15 protein-coding genes and 1 pseudogene are annotated in these 16,412 nt (G+C 65.2%); 2 read left to right on the top strand and 14 right to left on the bottom strand.

From position 1 onward, the window contains the following. The first annotated feature begins 164 nt into the window (after positions 1–164). Positions 165–1,349: an alpha/beta hydrolase gene (locus tag HD883_RS12875; protein WP_179584841.1), complete on the top strand. Its 1,185-nt coding sequence runs from the start codon at positions 165–167 to the stop codon at positions 1,347–1,349. 69 nt (positions 1,350–1,418) lie between these two features. Here the strand turns inward: HD883_RS12875 and HD883_RS12870 are convergent, their stop codons facing one another. From HD883_RS12870 to HD883_RS12860, 3 genes are read right to left on the bottom strand one after another with little or no spacing between them, the layout of a single operon-like run. After that, positions 1,419–2,228, bottom strand: coding sequence for a substrate-binding domain-containing protein (locus tag HD883_RS12870; protein ID WP_179584850.1), 810 nt, complete (start codon positions 2,226–2,228; stop codon positions 1,419–1,421). Next, positions 2,225–2,923 carry an ATP-binding cassette domain-containing protein gene (locus HD883_RS12865; protein ID WP_179584858.1) on the bottom strand — a complete coding sequence of 233 codons (699 nt, stop codon included), beginning with the start codon at positions 2,921–2,923 and terminating at the stop codon, positions 2,225–2,227. The genes HD883_RS12870 and HD883_RS12865 overlap by 4 nt, the downstream gene beginning before the upstream one ends. Next, on the bottom strand, positions 2,920–3,672 hold the full coding sequence (locus HD883_RS12860) for an ABC transporter permease (protein WP_179584860.1): 753 nt from the start codon (positions 3,670–3,672) through the stop codon (positions 2,920–2,922). The genes HD883_RS12865 and HD883_RS12860 overlap by 4 nt, the downstream gene beginning before the upstream one ends. Before the next feature lie 176 nt (positions 3,673–3,848). Between HD883_RS12860 and HD883_RS12855 the strand changes: the two genes are divergently transcribed. Further along, positions 3,849–4,904: a substrate-binding domain-containing protein gene (locus HD883_RS12855; RefSeq protein WP_218863156.1), complete on the top strand. Its 1,056-nt coding sequence runs from the start codon at positions 3,849–3,851 to the stop codon at positions 4,902–4,904. A gap of 136 nt (positions 4,905–5,040) precedes the next feature. Here the strand turns inward: HD883_RS12855 and HD883_RS12850 are convergent. The 11 genes and pseudogenes from HD883_RS12850 to apbC form a co-directional block, all read right to left on the bottom strand. After that, a pseudogene (locus HD883_RS12850) lies at positions 5,041–5,409 on the bottom strand (hypothetical protein); the annotation flags it as partial. A 15-nt stretch (positions 5,410–5,424) separates the two neighbouring features. Further along, a complete protein-coding gene (locus HD883_RS12845) occupies positions 5,425–6,543 on the bottom strand; it encodes a formate dehydrogenase subunit gamma (RefSeq protein ID WP_179588589.1) in 1,119 nt (372 codons plus the stop codon). A gap of 231 nt (positions 6,544–6,774) precedes the next feature. Beyond that, positions 6,775–7,002: a hypothetical protein gene (locus tag HD883_RS12840; protein WP_179584864.1), complete on the bottom strand. Its 228-nt coding sequence runs from the start codon at positions 7,000–7,002 to the stop codon at positions 6,775–6,777. Next, positions 6,999–7,664: a formate dehydrogenase FDH3 subunit beta gene (gene fdh3B / locus HD883_RS12835; protein WP_179584866.1), complete on the bottom strand. Its 666-nt coding sequence runs from the start codon at positions 7,662–7,664 to the stop codon at positions 6,999–7,001. Before fdh3B ends, HD883_RS12840 begins: the two co-directional genes overlap by 4 nt. A gap of 11 nt (positions 7,665–7,675) precedes the next feature. Then, positions 7,676–10,642, bottom strand: coding sequence for a formate dehydrogenase subunit alpha (locus HD883_RS12830; protein ID WP_179584868.1), 2,967 nt, complete (start codon positions 10,640–10,642; stop codon positions 7,676–7,678). A gap of 13 nt (positions 10,643–10,655) precedes the next feature. Beyond that, complete coding sequence (locus tag HD883_RS12825) at positions 10,656–10,865, bottom strand: ubiquinol-cytochrome c reductase iron-sulfur subunit N-terminal domain-containing protein (protein WP_373563360.1); 210 nt, start codon at positions 10,863–10,865, stop codon at positions 10,656–10,658. A gap of 162 nt (positions 10,866–11,027) precedes the next feature. Further along, positions 11,028–11,660, bottom strand: a complete 633-nt coding sequence (locus HD883_RS12820) for a TorD/DmsD family molecular chaperone (RefSeq protein ID WP_179584872.1) — start codon at positions 11,658–11,660, stop codon at positions 11,028–11,030. Next, a complete protein-coding gene (locus tag HD883_RS12815) occupies positions 11,657–13,741 on the bottom strand; it encodes a 4Fe-4S binding protein (RefSeq protein ID WP_179584874.1) in 2,085 nt (694 codons plus the stop codon). The genes HD883_RS12820 and HD883_RS12815 overlap by 4 nt, the downstream gene beginning before the upstream one ends. Before the next feature lie 55 nt (positions 13,742–13,796). Then, complete coding sequence (locus HD883_RS12810; protein WP_373563359.1) at positions 13,797–14,435, bottom strand: DUF3306 domain-containing protein; 639 nt, start codon at positions 14,433–14,435, stop codon at positions 13,797–13,799. Between the two features lie 245 nt (positions 14,436–14,680). Beyond that, complete coding sequence (locus tag HD883_RS12805; protein WP_179584878.1) at positions 14,681–15,259, bottom strand: DUF3305 domain-containing protein; 579 nt, start codon at positions 15,257–15,259, stop codon at positions 14,681–14,683. A 38-nt stretch (positions 15,260–15,297) separates the two neighbouring features. Continuing rightward, positions 15,298–16,386, bottom strand: coding sequence for an iron-sulfur cluster carrier protein ApbC (apbC, locus tag HD883_RS12800; RefSeq protein WP_179584880.1), 1,089 nt, complete (start codon positions 16,384–16,386; stop codon positions 15,298–15,300). Positions 16,387–16,412 lie beyond the last annotated feature (26 nt).

Below are 16,412 nucleotides of genomic sequence, written 5' to 3'. Positions count from 1 at the left end.
TACAGGTGCTAAGGGACTTTCTCACCCCGGCGGATGTGGCCTGTGGCCGCGTCCGCACGTGGACCCCTGCGTCTTGAGGCGCCAGTATAGGCCGGAAGGCAGGCCCCCGGTCAACCGGCCGTCTGCGATAATGCCTGCTGCTTTTTTTCGCATCGAGGTCGTCCATGTCCCGTCTTCAGGCCCGCGCGCCGCACGCGCCCCGCATTGCTGTCCTTGCCGCCGCCGTGCTGTCGATGTGTGCGGCAGGTACTGCCTGGGCGGATGGGCCGGTCGATAGCATCAAGCAGGTGGCCGCCGCATCGCGCGGCAAGAAGCCGGGCAAAGACACCGAGGCCGCGTCCGCGCCGGCGCCCGCACCCACCGGCCGCTTCGTGGTTCGGACCACGGCCGGCGTCGGCGACATGCCGGTCTATGCGTGGCCCGCGCAAGCCGTTGACGCCCTCAACCATTCCGGCATTCCGTCGACCGCCACGCGGGCAGTGATCGTGGTGCACGGCATCCGCCGCAACGCCGCCGAAGAACTGGCCGACGTGCAGCGCGCCATGGGCAAGGACCGCGACAACGTCATCCTGATCGCGCCCCGGTTCTCGGAACCCGCCGACCTGTCGTCGGGTGGGTCAAGCGATCGGGTATTAACCTGGCGCAAAGGCAACTGGTCCGACGGCGAACCCGCCACCGGCCCTGCCGCGATCAGTTCCTTTGACGTGCTGGACGAGATGCTGATGGCGCTGTCCGACCGCGCCCAGTTTCCGGCCCTGCGGCAGATCGTGGTCGCCGGCTTTTCGGCGGGCGGCCAACTGGTGCAGCGCTATGCCGCGGTAGGGTCGGTATTCGCCGCCGTCGAACGCACCGGCGTGATCCTGCGCTGGGTCGTTGGCGACCCCGGATCGCTGCTGTACTTCGATGACATCCGCCCCACCGCGCGCGGGGGCTTCGCGCCCTTTCGCGCGGCGGCCTGCCCCGCCTTCAACCAGTGGAAGTACGGCTTTGAACAGGCGCCCGACTACGCCGCCAACCGCAACGTGCAATGGCTGGCGTCCGATTACGCGCAGCGCGACGTGGTGTACCTGCTCGGCGGCAACGACACGAATGCGCTGCATCCGGCTCTGGACAAAAGCTGCGAAGGCGAAGCGCAGGGCGTGCACCGCTATGCACGGCTGCGCAACTTTATCGGCTACATGAAAGCCCGCGAACCGCAACGGCTGGTGCACCGCTGGGGCGTGGCCCCGGGCGCGGGCCACAGCGCCGGACAGGTCTATACCTCGGCCTGCGGCAAGGCTGCATTGTTCGACTCGCCCGGCTGCACGTTGAACGCAGCAAGTGGCGCGTTGCCGGCGATGATTCCTTAGGCCGCGTGCTGCACATCGAAAAAAAAGGGCTGCCATTGCGCAGCCCTTTTTCATGAACGCAGCACGGGTTTACTTGGCCGTATTCGCATTCGGAAAGAACAGCTGCTGGCCATTGATCTTGTACGCGGCGACGGTTTCTTGACCGGCTGGCGAGATAACCCAGTCCACGAACTTCTTCGCGTCCGCCACTTTGGTCTGCGGGTGCTTGGCCGGGTTGACGACCATGGTGCCGTATTGGTTGAAGAGCTTGGTGTCGCCTTCGACCAGGACGGTCAGGTCGCCGCGATTCTTGAAGCTGAGCCACGTGCCGCGGTCGGCCAGGACGTAGCCGCCGCTGGACGAAGCCATGTTCAGGGCCGGGCCCATGCCACAGCCGCAGGCCTTGTAGCCCGTGCCCTTGTTGTCGATGCCGGCCTGTTTCCAGTAGCGCTGTTCGGCGGCATCGGTGCCGCTCTTGTCGCCACGCGACACGAAGTCGGCGTTGACTGCTGCGACGTTTTTCAGGGCGGCGACGATGTCCTGGCCCTTGACCTTGGCGGGGTCGGACGCGGGGCCGACCAGCACGAAGTCGTTGTACATGACCGGGTAGCGTCTGATGCCATAGCCTTCGGCGATGAATTTTTCTTCGGCTGCCTGATCGTGCACGAAAAGCACGTCGGCATCGCCGCGGCGGCCCATGTCCAAGGCCTGGCCGGTGCCGACGGCGACCACTTTGATGTCGATGCCGGAGGCTTGCTTGAACGCGGGCAGGAGGTGGCTGAAGAGGCCGGATTGTTCGGTGGAGGTGGTGGATGCCATGACGATGGTGGACTGGGCCTGGGCCGCGGTCGTTGCGATCATCAACAATGCGATGGCACCGAGGGATTTGACGGCGTTCATATTCTTTCTCCTTTGACGAACAGATGCGCTTCTTCGGGCAAGGTCCCGTTGAAGAACTGATCCACGGGCAGGTCCGCCAGCAGGCGGCCGTGCTCGAGGTACATGACACGGCTGGCCAGGCGCTTGACCTGGCCAAGGTTATGGCTGCTGAACACCATGGTCAGCGCGCGGCCGTCGGCCGGACAGGAAAATTCCTGCATCAGCGCTTCGACTTCGCGTTTGGCGTGGGGATCCAGATTGGCGGTGGGCTCGTCCAGCAGCAGGACATCGGGGCGCATGGCCCACGCTTGCGCCAAGGCGACGCGTTGTTGTTGGCCGCCGGACAAGGCGCGCGCGGACCGCTGCGCCAGGCCGTCCATCTCGACCCGTTCCAGCGCGCGCTGCGCGAGCGGCCGGGCGTCGCGCCACCGCGTGCCGCGCAGCCAGAGGCCTAGGGCGACGTTGTTCAGCACACTGGTGCGCAATAGATACGGGCGTTGAAAGACCAGCGCCTGGCGGTCGCGCGCAACGCGTTCAACGGTGCCGCTGCTGGCCGGCAGCAGGCCGTGCAGCAGGCGGAGCAGGGTGCTTTTGCCGCTGCCGTTGGCGCCGACGAGGGCGACACGTTCACCATCTTCAATCCGCAGGCTGATGGCGGACAGGGCCGCGACCGATCCGTAGTGGACATTGACCTTGTCGAGATGAAAGAGGCTCATGACACGATCGCTCCGTGCGACCCGCCGCCATAGCCACCGTGCGACCCGCCGTCGCGCTGTTCCCGCCACCGCCGCAACACCGACACCAGCGTGTTCAGCAGCAGCACCACTGTCAGCAGGATCAGCCCCAGGGCCAGCGCCAGGGGCAGGTCGCCCTTGCTGGTTTCCAGCGCGATCGCGGTCGTCATCACCCGGGTATAGCCTTCGATATTGCCGCCCACGATCATGACCGCGCCGACTTCCGACACGGCGCGGCCAAAGGCCGTGATCACGATGGTCAGCAGCGCGAACCGTTCGTCCCAGGCCAGCAGCAGGCTGCGCAGAAAGGTGCCGGCGCCCAGGGCCTGCAACTGCTCGCCATGGCTGCGTTCGGCGTCTTCCACCCCTTGCCGTGCCAGCGCCATGACCACGGGCAAGACCAGCACGGTCTGCGCCAGCACCATGGCCTTGAACGAGAACAGCCATCCCAGAAAGCCGAGCGGACCGGAGCGGGACAACAGCAGATAGAGCAGCAGGCCGACGACGACGGACGGCAGTGCCAGCGAAGTGTTGAGGAGGGTGAGGACGATGCCGCGGCCGCGAAAGCGCGCAACGCCCAGCCAGGCGCCCAGCGCCAGGCCGATCACACAGGCAATCGCACAGGCGGATCCACTGACAGCCAGCGATCGCAATACGATCGCGATCAGGACGGGATCGAACGCGAGAATCAAGGTGAGCGCAGTGAGTGCGCTGTCGGAAATGCTATGCATACTGAAGAATCAAGGCAGGCGAAAGGGTAGCCGACCCCCACGGATGAGGCGATATGAAGCACTGTGCATAGGGACCGGTTGCGACGGCTTTGAGGCATACTGCCGGCGTGCATCAAGTCGAACTTTCCTACTCTTTTGGCGTGTCCCGCGCGTCGGCCGCCATCCGCAACCCGCTCATGGATCTGCTCCAGGCCATCCGGGCCCATGGTTCCATTTCGGCCGCGGCCAAAGGCATGGGCCTGTCGTACCGGCACGTCTGGGGCGAACTCAAGAAATGGGAACAGACGCTGGGCCACACCCTGGTGGTGTGGGAGAAGGGCCACCCGGCGCGCCTGAGCGAATTCGGCGACAAGCTGCTGTGGGCCGAACGCCAGGCGCAGGCGCGGCTGGCTCCGCAGATCGATGCATTGCAGGCGGAACTGGAACGTACCTTTGCGGTGGCCTTTGACGACGCGGCGCATGTGGTCAGCTTTACGGCGAGCCACGACGACGCGCTGAACCGCCTGCGCGACCATGCCGTGGCCAGCGACAAGCTGCATCTGGATATCCGGTTCACGGGCAGCGTCGATGCCATTGGCGCATTGAACGAAGGCCGCTGTGAAATGGCGGGCTTTCACACCACCCTGGCGCCCGCCACCGGGTCCTTGTCGGAACGCACCTACAAGCCGCTGCTGCAACCCGGGCAGCACAAGCTGATCGGCTTTGCGCGGCGCACGCAGGGGCTGATGGTGGCGCGCGGCAACCCGCGCAGCCTGATGACCCTGCAGGACCTGACGCGGCCCGGCGTGCGCTTCGTGAACCGGCCCAAGGGCACGGGCACGCGCCTGCTGCTGGACGAATTGCTGGCCGATGAAGGCATCGCGCCAGGCGACATCGTGGGCTACGAACAGACCGAGCCTTCGCACGCGGCGGTGGCCCATGCCGTGGCGTCGGGGGCCGCGGACGCCGCCTTGGGCATCCAGCTGGCCGCGCACGCGCAGGGCCTGGATTTCGTGCCGCTGCGCCAGGAAAACTACTTTCTGGTCTGCCTGAAATCCACCCTGGATCTGCCCGCCACGCAGGCCTTGCTGGGCGTGCTGCGCAGCGAGGCATGGCAGCAGCACCTGGCGCGGATGCCGGGTTACGAGCCGTCCCATACCGGCGAAGTGCTGGCCATGAACCGGGTGCTGTCGTGGTGGGACTTTCCCAATAAAAAAGCGCCCCGACCGCAGGCGCTTTCCGACGAGGCATGAAGGCACGGCGTTGAGCCGGCCTTCCTGGCACGCATTACTTCTTGGACGGTTCCGCCGAATTGCGCGTGGACGGTTCCTTGACGGTGGCGGGCTGGCTGGACTGCGCGGCCGGGGCCGTGTCGCCGCCCGACGTCTTGCTGCCTGCATCCGTCTCGCGCGTGTTGTGCGGGCTGGCGGCAGGGGTGGCCGGCGAATGGGCGCCAGCGGCTTCCAGCGGGCGCTGGTCCAGGTCGGTATTCACATACTTGAATTCACCCGGGTCCGAGCAGGGCGGCGTGGCCACGACCGGGCCGACCGGCTTGCCGGCGGCCTGCGCGCTGGTGCGATAGGCCGCCGCCACCTTGTCTTGCGACTGGCACAGCTGGTAGCCGTCCACCTTGGCCTGCCAGGCCTGCTTGGCGGCGGTTTCGGCGCTCTTGGCCTTGAGCTCGGGCGTCGGAGCCGGCAGCTTGGCCATGACGGGCATGGCCGCCACGAGCAGCACAACGAATAGCGATTTTTTCATGATCGTGGATCTCGTTCAGGCACGGGCCGGACGGGTCGGGGTCTTGGCCACCGACGGGTCAGGCGTGCGTTGCGCAGGGATCTTCCCTGCCTTGATGTCGTCGTACCAGATTTCGTGGTGTTCACGGGCCCAGGTCTCGTCGACGTAGCCGGTCTTCATGGCGCGATAGGCGCCGTTCATGCCGAACGTACCGAGGTAGATATGGCCCATGATCATGCACATCATCAGGATGGTCGCCACGGCGTGGACCATGTGCGCGATCTGCATGTTGCCGCGTGTGTATTCGCCGACCGGCAGCAGGTGGTCGAGGAACAGGCCGGACAACGTCACGAAGATGCCCAGGAACAGCACGCCGCCCCAGAACACCAGCTTTTCACCGGCGTTGAAGCGGCCGGCGGGCACGTGTTCGCCGTTGAACAGGCCACCGCCCTTGCGGATCCACAGCCAGTCCGACTTGTCCGGGAAGTTGTCGCGCACGAAGGCGAAGAACATCACGATCAGCGACACGACGAATGCCGGGCCGACGAAGTTGTGGATGGTCTTGAGCACCCAGGTGATCGGCCCGAAGATCTGGCCGCCCAGGATGGGCAGGGCAAAGAACTTGCCGAAGGCCATCACGATGCCCGAGATCGCCAGAATGCAGAAGGCGATCGCGTTGACCCAGTGGCAGGCGCGTTCAAAGTACGTGAAGCGTTCGATCAGGCGGCCGGTCGGCTTGCCGTGGACCTTGATCGGGCCCTTGGCGAAGTAGAACAGCAGGATCGCCACCAGCACGATCAGCATCAGCGCGCCGCCGTACGGAATCAGCCAGTTGTTGCGCGTCTGGCGCCACGCTTCGCCCGCGGTCGTGAACATCGATCCGGGGTACTGCGTGAACTTCTGGATCAGGATGCCGGCTTCGGGCGCCTGGCTGTGCGGCAGGCTGGAGTATCCCGGCTTGCCGGAATTGACTTCCCGCCAGATGGGCGCGTTGTTGCCCGGCTGGACGCGGCCGCGCTGGGCGTTGTTCTGCTCGGCGTAACCCGGATCCGCACTGGCATCGGGTTTGACTTCAAAGATGTTGGTGCTCTGGATGCCGCCCAGGCTGCCGGCGCCCGTGGTGGGTGCACCCGTCGGCGATGCCGTGGTCGGCATGTTCGAAGGGGGCGCAGCCGTCGGGTTGGCCGTGGAACCCGGCTGGGCGTCGCGCGCCACCGGCGCTTGCAGCGGTGCCGAACTGGGCGCGGGCGTGGTGGCCGGCGAGGTTGCTGCGGGACCCGTAGCAGGACTCACGGACGGATCCGCGGTCTGCGCGCCCGCGGGCGACAGCAGCGCCGCGCCCAGGAGCAGTGTTGCGAAGGATGACCGTATCATGCCGCTCTCCGGTCAGTGGGTCGTCTTGTTGTACTCGTTCTGACCTTGCTGGGCCCGAACCTTCAATTCCTGCTCCCAGCTATTGCGGTCACCCGGCGTCCAGCCCGGCTGCACGAACTTGCTGCCGGTGCCCTTGTAGGCCTGCTGGTAGTTCGCGTTGGAATGCAGTTCCTGCTTGTGTTCGGTGCAGCCGGCCAGCGCAAGCGCGGCCAGCGACACGATCATGGCGTGCTTGATCATGGCTTGGTTCCCGGTGCGGCAGCGGCGGGCGCGGCGGTGCCGGCCTGTTGCTGCTGTTGCGACGGCTGGCCAGCCTGGCGCGAGCCGTAGGCGGTGCCCCAGCCCCAGACTTCGGCGCCCTTGCCACGCGCCACCACGCGGGTGCGGAAGATGTCGGCAACCACGTCGCCGTCACCGGCGAGCAAGGCCTTGGTCGAGCACATTTCGGCGCAGGCCGGCAGCTTGCCTTCGGCCAGACGATTGCGGCCGTACTTTTCGAATTCGGCTTCGCTGCCGTGCGCTTCCGGGCCACCGGCGCAGAAGGTGCACTTGTCCATCTTGCCGCGGACACCAAAGGTGCCTTGCGACGGGAACTGCGGCGCGCCGAACGGACAGGCGTACGAGCAGTAGCCGCAGCCGATGCAGACGTCCTTGTCGTGCAGCACGACGCCTTCGTCGGTGCGATAGAAGCAGTTCACCGGGCAGACGGCCATACAGGGCGCGTCGCTGCAGTGCATACAGGCGACCGAAATGGACTTTTCGCCCGGGATGCCATCGTTCAGGGTGACGACCCGGCGGCGGTTCACGCCCCAGGGCACTTCGTGTTCGTTCTTGCATGCCGTGACGCACGCGTTGCACTCGATGCAACGCTCCGCGTCACAGACAAATTTCATTCTGGCCATGATGCCGTTCCTTAAGCTTTTTCGATGTTGCAGATCGTGGTCTTGGTTTCCTGCATCATCGTCACGCTGTCATAGCCGTACGTTGTGCCCGTGTTCACTGCCTCGCCGCGCACGATGGGAGCCGCGCCCTTCGGGTAGTGGTCAAGCATGTCCTTGCCTTGCCAGTGCCCCGAAAAGTGGAAGGGCATGAACGCCGTGTCGGGACCGACCCGCTCCGTCACCATCGCCTGCACATTCATGCGCGCGCCGGTTGGCGTCGTCACCCACACCCGCGAACCGTTGCGGATATCGCGCGCCGCCGCGGCCTTCGGGTTGATCTCGACGAACATTTCCTGCTGCAGTTCGGCCAGCCAGGGATTCGAGCGCGTTTCTTCGCCGCCCCCTTCGTACTCGACCAGGCGGCCGGACGTCAGGATGATCGGGAATTTTTCGTGCAGCTTGTCGTCGATGTTCTTCTGCTGCACCGACTTGTACAGCGTCGGCAGGCGCCAGAAGGTTTTGATGTCGTCGTGGGACGGGTACTTCGCGACCAGGTCGGGGCGGATGCCGTACAGCGGTTCGCGGTGCTGCGGGATGGGGTCCGGGAAGTTCCAGACCACCGCGCGCGCCTTGGCGTTGCCGAACGGATGCACGTTGTGGTTCTTGACCGCCACGCGGATGATGCCGCCCGACAGGTCGGTCTTCCAGTTCTTGCCTTCTGCCTGCACCTTTTCTTCGGCCGTCAGCTCATCCCACCAGCCCAGCTTTTTCATGAGCAGGTGGTCGAATTCCGGATAGCCGGTGGTGATGTCCGAATCTTTGGAGTGCGAACCGTCTTCGGCCAGCAGGCTGACGCCATTGCGTTCAACACCGAAGTTGGCGCGGAACGTGCCGCCACCGTCCATGACGGTCTTGGAGTTGTCGTACAGGTTCGGCGTGCCCGGATGCTTGAATTCCGGGGTGCCCAGGCACGGCCAGGGCAGGCCGTAGTAGTCGCCGGTCAGGTCGTAGCCGGTTTCCTTGTCGATGCCGCCCTTGGACTTCAGGGTGGTGACGTCGAACAGGTGCTGGTTGCGCATGTGCGCCTTCAGGCGTTCCGGGCTCTGGCCCGTGTAGCCGATCGACCAGCACGAGCGGTTGATCTCGCGCAGGATGTCTTCGACCACGGGCTCGTCCATGCCCTTGACCTTCTGCATCTTGTACGGCTTGACCAGTTCATTGGCAAAGCCCAGCTTTTGCGCCAGCTGATACATGATCATGTGGTCGGAACGGCTTTCCCACAGCGGCTCGATGACCTTCTCGCGCCATTGCAGCGAGCGGTTCGACGCGGTACAGGATCCGCTGGTCTCGAACTGGGTCGAGGCCGGCAGCAGGTACACGGCGCGGTTGGGGTTCAGGTCTTCGGCCTTGCCGGGCATGGCAGCCATGGCGGCGGTGGCCGACGGATACGGGTCGATCACGACCAGCATGTCCAGCTTGTCCATCGCGCGCTTCATTTCCAGACCGCGGGTCTGCGAGTTGGGCGCGTGACCCCAGAAGATGACCGAACGCAGGTTCGAATCCTGGTCGATGAGCGCATTGTCTTCCAGCACGCCGTCGATCCAGCGCGACACGGTCATGCCGGACTTGGTCATCATCGCGGGCGACGAATAGCGGCCCTTGATCCATTCGTAGTCGACGTCCCAGACCTTGGCAAAGTGCTTCCACGAACCTTCGGCCAGGCCATAGTAGCCAGGCAGCGAGTCGGGGTTCGGGCCGACGTCGGTCGCGCCCTGCACGTTGTCATGGCCGCGGAAAATGTTGGTGCCGCCGCCGACCTTGCCGATGTTGCCCAGGGCCAGCTGCAAGATACAGGACGCGCGGACCATGGCGTTGCCGATGGTGTGCTGGGTCTGGCCCATGCACCACACGAGCGTGCCCGGACGGTTTTCATGCAGCGTGCGCGCCAGGCGGGCCACGGTTTCTTCATTGACGCCGCAGGCTTCCTCGACCTTTTCGGGGGTCCACTTGGCCAGCACGTCGGCCTTGACCTGGTCCATGCCGTACACGCGGGCATTCAGGTAGGCCTGGTCTTCCCAGCCGTTCTTGAAGATGTGATACAGCACGCCGAACAGGAAGGCGATGTCGGAACCCGACCGGATGCGGATGTGTTCGTCGGCCTTGGCGGCCGTGCGCGTGAAGCGGGGGTCGACCACGATCACCTTGCAGCCGGCTTCCTTGGCGTGCAGCAGATGGAGCATGGACACTGGGTGCGCTTCCGCTGCGTTCGAACCGATATACAGGGCCGACTTGGCCTTCTGCATGTCGTTGAACGAGTTGGTCATGGCGCCGTAGCCCCACGTGTTGGCCACGCCGGCCACGGTGGTGGAGTGGCAGATACGCGCCTGGTGGTCGCAGTTGTTGCTGCCCCAGAAGCTCATGAACTTGCGCAGCAGGTACGACTGTTCGTTGCTGTGCTTGGACGAGCCCACGACATAGACCGAGTCGGGGCCGCTTTCCTTGCGCAGCTGAAGCATGCGCGCCGAGATTTCTTCCAGTGCCGTATCCCAGCTGATGCGCTCGTACTTGCCGTTGACCAGCTTCATGGGATAACGCAGGCGGTGTTCGCCGTGGCCGTGTTCACGCAGCGACGCGCCCTTGGCGCAATGCGCGCCCATGTTGATGGGCGAGTCGAACACGGCTTCCTGACGGACCCAGACGCCGTTTTCAACGACGGCGTCGACCGAACAGCCGACCGAACAGTGCGAACAGACCGTGCGCTTGACGGTGACCGGCGTGTTGCCGATGCCGACCTTGGCGCCATCGGCGGCGGTGGCCTTGCGCACCAGGGTCAGTTGGGCGGCCGCGAGGCCCGCGCCGACACCGACACCCGACCGGCGCAGGAAGGTGCGGCGGTCCATGGTGGGCAGCGCCTGGGAAACGCCCCGGCGCAGGCTTTGTAAGAATGTGGATGCGGCGGCGCCGTGATCGGCCCCACCGGTTTTCTTGGTCAGCAACATGCCGCGCTCCGGATTAAACGAGGGTGGTCTTGTAGTAGCGCTTCACGTGTTCACTGACGTGATAGCCACCGCCGCGCTTGGGCGCGGGCGGCGTGGCGACCGCCGCGGTGGCGACAGGCTTGACGTGGGGCATGACGACGGCGCCCGCCGCCACGGCACCCGTGGAAGCCGCCGCGATGAAGAACCCCCGGCGGGACAGACGAGATGGGTTGTTGTCGCTCAAGGCGGTCTCCTGGAAATCTGACAGATATGAAGCAATTTGCATACTGTACCTGGGACGCATGCTCAGCGGCAAATCGCCGGCATAGCTATTTCCCCTGGCGTAGTGGTGGTGCGACGCGGAAAAACAGGCAAGCTTTCGATCATCGAAAGCTTGTGATGAAACTTACGCGAGAATGTCGAAACCTTGCGATTCCACGCTCATGAACGCTTGCGTGAAAACCGCCAGGGCGGCGTAGAAGCTGGCTCGCGGATGGCTGGTCAGGGCGGCGCACAGGGGCTCGACCCAAGGCTGCAGGTGGTCGCCAAAGAACTGGCGCTGGTGCGTCAGGTTGGCCACGGCCACGTCGTCCCCCGCGATCAGGTAACGCATCACCTCGCATTCGTAAGCGATGTGATCTTCGGTGTCGGGCATCTGTTCGTCGCGGCCCAGGCCCAATTCGGCCAGGTCGTGACGCAGCTTGATCAGGGGCTTCTCGTTCAAAAAGCCGCTCAGGTAGTGCGAGCCATACAGATAGATTTCGGGCTTGCCGATGCCGCCGAACAGCGTGTCGTATTCGGCGTGGATCTGCGCATCGGTCAGCGCGCGGGCCGATGCGACCAGGGCCTGCCACGAACTTTCCAGGTAGGCGCCCGCCGTGGGGGCGTCCGTGGGTGCTTCGCGCAGTTGCGCAAGCAGTTCGGCGGCGGGTGGGGCGTAGTACAGCTGCGCGAGCAGGCCATACACGTCGGCGCGGGCGGTTTCTTCGTCCATCTGGGACGAAGAAATGGCATCCAGGGATACGGAAGCGCTGCTCATAGCTCGGTGATCTTCGATTCGTTCTGGGCGGTGTACAGGTCGACGACGCGGCAATCGCCGCACATCTTCAGGCGTTCCAGGGCCGCGCCCTGGAACATGGCATGGCCACTGAGCTTGCCCAGCATGGCTTCGATCGCCTTGACCGTTCCAAAGGGCTTGCTGCAGCGGATGCACTGGTAGGGCTGCACTTCGTTCAGCACGCGAGACGCCTTGCGTTCCGGCGTCAGCAACAGGCGCGGCACCAGGGTGATGGCGTCTTCGGGGCAGGTGGTTGCGCACAGGCCGCATTGCACGCAGTTCTTTTCAACGAAGCGCAGCTGCGGGCGTTCGGCGTTGTCGCCCAGCGCGCTGGCCGGGCAGGCGTTGACGCAGCTCAGACAGAGCGTGCAGGCGTCCTTGTTCACATTCAGCGTGCCGAAGGGCGAGCCCGCGCCGGGAATGCCGGCGGGCAGCGCGATGGCTTCGGGCAGGGCTTCGGGCGCGGGCGCCTGCTGGATCAGGTGATCGATCGCCATGTCCAGCGTGCTGCGCTTTTCTTTCGCGACGGCAAAACGCGCGGGCTGGCGCGGTGTGGCGGCGCGCTGTGCCGCGACCGATTGCAGCGCGGCGTCCAGCACGGCGGGCGTGTCGGCGCGGATCAGGCGCAGGTGCGTCCCGGCATAGCCCAGCCCGGTCAGGATGGCTTGCGCGATGTCCATCTGCGCCTGCAGGCCGTCCAGGTATTGCGGGGCTTCTTCGTGCGTGGTCAGCACGGCAACCTGCGTTGCGCCAAACGCAATCGCGCTGAGCCACAGGTCGATGCCGGTGCTGGCCGTGTGCCACAGGCCTGCCGGGATCACGTGGGCCGGTACGCCATGCGCCTGCTTCAGTTGCGCGGCGCGGCCCAGCTTGTCGACCAGCTCGCGGCCGGCTTCCTGGCTGTGCAGCAGCAACACGGCGTCCTTGCCGCCCGCCTTGGTGTAGGTCGAGAGCAGGGTGCGAAAGTTCAGGCCCTGTTCCGATGCGCGGGGCGTGGCGTACGTGAGCGCGCCCGTGGGGCACGCGGTCGTACAGGCGCCGCAGCCCACACACAGATTGGGATTCACTTCGATGCGTTGACGGTGCTTGTCGCTGCTGATGGCCAGCGCCGAACAGATACGGATACAGGCATCGCAGCCGACCACTTCGTTGCGGCTGTGCGCGCACAGCGACTGCTTGTAGTCAAAGAACTTGGGCTTGTCGAACTCGCCCACCATGTCGCGCAGCTTCAGCAACGTGGGCAGGCTGACGCCGTCCCAGCGGAAGTAGCCTTGCGGCGGTGCATGCTGTGCAAACGCCGGTTCGGCACGCAGGTCCAGCACCAGGTCGAAGGGTTCTGCATCGGTCACGACCGGGCGATTGAAATCGATCGCGCCGGCCACCGTACAGGCGTTGACACAGGCTTGCTGCACGTTGCGGTCCAACGTGGCCCACCTGGCCATGTCGACCTGGTAATCCAGGCCGATCGCGCCGTCCGGACAGACGGTCAGACAGGCGTTGCAGCGGGTGCACAGGTCCAGGTCGATCGGATTGTCGCGGGCCCAGGTCAGCTCGAACGCGCCGAGCCAGCCGGTCAGGCTCGTGACGGTGCCGCCCAGCACCGGATAGCGGCGTTCCTGCGATGCCCCGGTCAGGCCCGGACCCTGCGTGAAGATCGTCACGTTCAGCACGTCGCTGACCATGTCGGCCGCGCGTTCGGCCTGGTCCATCGGGCCGATGATCAACAGGCGGCCCGCGCTTTTGTACGTGACGGTCGACACCGGTTCCGGTTCGGGCAGGCGCGCGGCGGCCAGCAGGGCGGCGATCTTGGGCGTGGCCTGCGACGCATCGCGGCTCCAGCCGCCGGTCTCGCGGATGTTGACGAAACGGATCGGAGACACCGCGCCTTCGGTGGCCGCGCCCAGTTCGGCGAACAGGCGTTTTTCCTGCGTACAGGCCACGACCACGTCGTCCCCCGACTGGATCGCCTGCTGGTAGGCGCCCGCATCCCGGCGGCACAGGGTCGAGTGCAGCGTGAGCGGTTCGTTGAGGGCGTTGCCCAACGCAGTCGCGTCGAGGGGCATCGTCCGATTGCAATCGCAGATCAGTGTGGACATGGAAACGCTTTCTGTCGCCGGCTCAGGAATGGCCGGACTGGGATGAATCAGGGGTGATGCCATCGTCGGCGGCGCGTGACGCGTCCGGCCGGGGCGCCGAGGCTAGCACGTCGGCAGCCGCTCTTGGGGCGGCTGTTGCAACGTGGAGACGGTCGTCGGGCCGCGCAGTCGGCTCGATCGGGAGAAGGTTCGACCCGGACTCGTCGGTGACGGTTCCCGGGGTTGGGGTAGATGCGGGGGTGGCGGCTTGCGCGGCCGCCACTTCGGCGGCTGCAAGTTCGGCGGCCGCCTGGTCGGCCGCGACGGCTTTCGCTTCGTCTTCGTCGGTAAACAGGTTCAGCACGCGCGCGCTGGCCATCTTGCGCAGCATGGACTGGGGCATGATCTCGGGCGACGAGTAGTCGTCGATGTAGATGTCCAGTCCGTCCATGATGTTGTAGTGCGGGTCCGAGAACAGTTTTTTCATGGCTGCGTTCTTGACCTCGGGCGCGACGCCCTTGGCCATGAACACGCTGTAGTCGGAGTCGGCCGTGAGCTTGGCGACGTCGGCCAGCGTAGGCAGGGGAGGGGCGTCGGGGTTGGCGTTGCGGTTGACTTCGGTGTGGGCAGCCGCGGGCACGGCGCGAGGATGCGCGGACGCATCGCCGGCATCGGTGCGCACGGGGGCGACGGGATCGGCCGCGATGGCGGTGTGCGGTGCCGGGGCCGGGGCATACGCTGAATCAACGGCAGTCGAAGATGCGCGAGTTGCCGATGCATCAGTTTCGAATGCATCAGTTGCAGATGCATCAGCCGCCAGCTTCGCCGCCGCTTCTTCCGCTGCCGCCTCCGCTGCTTCAACTTTCCGTGCTTCGATCTTGCGCCGCGACCAGCGGCCCAAAAACGTCCGTGACGACTCGTCCACGCCTAGCCCTCGCCTCCACCACCGCCGCCAAACTTCTTGGTGGTGGTGACGGATACCGGATTGCCGAACCGGTCCTGCAGCGATTCGAAGCTGACCGGCCGACGGCGCTTCTTCTTTTCGATCACGTAATTGGCGTCGACAAATTCGCGCAGCCAGTGATTGATCTGCGGCGGCGCGGGAATCAGTTCCACGGTTTCCTGCGCATCGAGCAGGCGGCCCGCATGGTAATAGCTCAGGGTGACGATTTCGGGCCGCGCGATGGGTTCGTCGGCCAGCGTGGCCGTTTCTTCCATGCGCCACATCACGAACCAGCAGGGCTGGTCGGTGCTGGCATTTAGGTAATAGCCCTCGGCGTCATCGCGATACAGGCCCACGGTAAAGCCGGGAAACAGCCACCGTTCCTGCTGCGCGTCGGCTACCAGCACGCGCGGCTCGGTGCCAAACTCGGGTTCGTTCATGACGACGTCTTCGAGCACCCAGCGCCACGTCTGCCACCGGCTCATGGGGCCGGTGACACGCTCGCGGCGCATCAGCACCGCCACGTCAACCGTGGGGGCTGCGTCCGGCTTCACGTCATCCATGACAGGCGATCCGCGTCGTGCTGCAGCAACCGGTCACGTCAGGTGTTCGCGCTGACGGTGATGGTCGGGAACTTGGACGAGAAGTCGCGGTTCTTGCCAGCGATCGCCACGGCCACCTTGCGCGCAATGTCCTTGTACATCATGGCCACGTCCCCATCGGGATCGGCCACGACAGTGGGCCGGCCGTTGTCGGCCTGCAGGCGGATGTTGATGTCGAGCGGCAGGCCACCCAGGTAATCCATCTGGTATTCGGCCGCCATGTTCTTGCCGCCGTTCTGGCCAAAGATATGTTCGACGTGGCCGCAGTTGCTGCACACGTGCACGGCCATGTTTTCGACAATGCCCAGGATCGGCACGGCAACCTTCTCGAACATCTTGATGCCCTTCTTGGCATCCAGCAGCGCGATGTCTTGCGGCGTGGTCACGATGACGGCGCCGGTCATGGGCACGCGCTGGCTCAGCGTGAGCTGGATGTCGCCGGTGCCCGGCGGCATGTCGATGATCAGGTAATCCAGGTCGCGCCAGTTGGTCTGGCGCAGCAGCTGTTCCAGCGCCTGCACGGCCATCGGGCCGCGCCACACCATGGCTTCATCCTGGCCGACCAGAAAACCGATCGACATGACCTGCACGCCGTAGTTTTCCAGTGGTTCCATGGTCTTGCCATCGTCGCTGACCGGACGGGCGTCAATGCCCATCATCAGCGGCTGGCTGGGTCCGTAGATGTCGGCGTCGAGCAGGCCCACGCTGGCGCCTTCGGCAGCCAGCGCCAGGGCCAGGTTGACGGCCGTCGTGCTTTTGCCGACGCCGCCTTTGCCCGAAGCCACGGCCACGATGTTCTTGACGCCCGGCATGAGCGCAACGCCGCGCTGCACGGCGTGCGGCACGACCACGGTGCGCAGGTTCACCGACACGTTTTCAACGCCCGGCACGCCCTTGGCGGCGGCAATCAGCGCGCGGCGCAAGGCCGGGATCTGGCTTTTGGCCGGGTAGCCAAGTTCGATGTCGAATGACACATCGCCACCCGTGACCTCGAGATGCTTGACGGACTTGGTCGAAACGAAGTCTTTGCCGGTGTTGGGATCAATGACGGCCTGCAGGGCCTGAAGTACGGAGTCGTTGGCGACCATGGGGGAGGTTCGTGAAGAAAATAAAA

Origin of the sequence: Pigmentiphaga litoralis (genome assembly GCF_013408655.1) — a bacterium.
Lineage (GTDB): Bacteria > Pseudomonadota > Gammaproteobacteria > Burkholderiales > Burkholderiaceae_B > Pigmentiphaga > Pigmentiphaga litoralis_A.
This window is presented reverse-complemented; position numbering and strand designations above follow the sequence as displayed.

Coding starts and splice junctions, on each gene's coding strand:
- HD883_RS12805 (WP_179584878.1), bottom strand. CDS start 15,259: ATGGATGACGTGAAGCCGGACGCAGCCCCCACGGTTGACGTGGCGGTG.
- HD883_RS12845 (WP_179588589.1), bottom strand. CDS start 6,543: ATGCCGACCACGGCATCGCCGACGGGTGCACCCACCACGGGCGCCGGC.
- HD883_RS12875 (WP_179584841.1), top strand. CDS start 165: ATGTCCCGTCTTCAGGCCCGCGCGCCGCACGCGCCCCGCATTGCTGTC.
- fdh3B (WP_179584866.1), bottom strand. CDS start 7,664: ATGGCCAGAATGAAATTTGTCTGTGACGCGGAGCGTTGCATCGAGTGC.
- HD883_RS12865 (WP_179584858.1), bottom strand. CDS start 2,923: ATGAGCCTCTTTCATCTCGACAAGGTCAATGTCCACTACGGATCGGTC.
- HD883_RS12860 (WP_179584860.1), bottom strand. CDS start 3,672: ATGCATAGCATTTCCGACAGCGCACTCACTGCGCTCACCTTGATTCTC.
- HD883_RS12870 (WP_179584850.1), bottom strand. CDS start 2,228: ATGAACGCCGTCAAATCCCTCGGTGCCATCGCATTGTTGATGATCGCA.
- HD883_RS12815 (WP_179584874.1), bottom strand. CDS start 13,741: ATGCCCCTCGACGCGACTGCGTTGGGCAACGCCCTCAACGAACCGCTC.
- HD883_RS12820 (WP_179584872.1), bottom strand. CDS start 11,660: ATGAGCAGCGCTTCCGTATCCCTGGATGCCATTTCTTCGTCCCAGATG.
- HD883_RS12855 (WP_218863156.1), top strand. CDS start 3,849: ATGGATCTGCTCCAGGCCATCCGGGCCCATGGTTCCATTTCGGCCGCG.
- HD883_RS12830 (WP_179584868.1), bottom strand. CDS start 10,642: ATGTTGCTGACCAAGAAAACCGGTGGGGCCGATCACGGCGCCGCCGCA.
- apbC (WP_179584880.1), bottom strand. CDS start 16,386: ATGGTCGCCAACGACTCCGTACTTCAGGCCCTGCAGGCCGTCATTGAT.
- HD883_RS12840 (WP_179584864.1), bottom strand. CDS start 7,002: ATGATCAAGCACGCCATGATCGTGTCGCTGGCCGCGCTTGCGCTGGCC.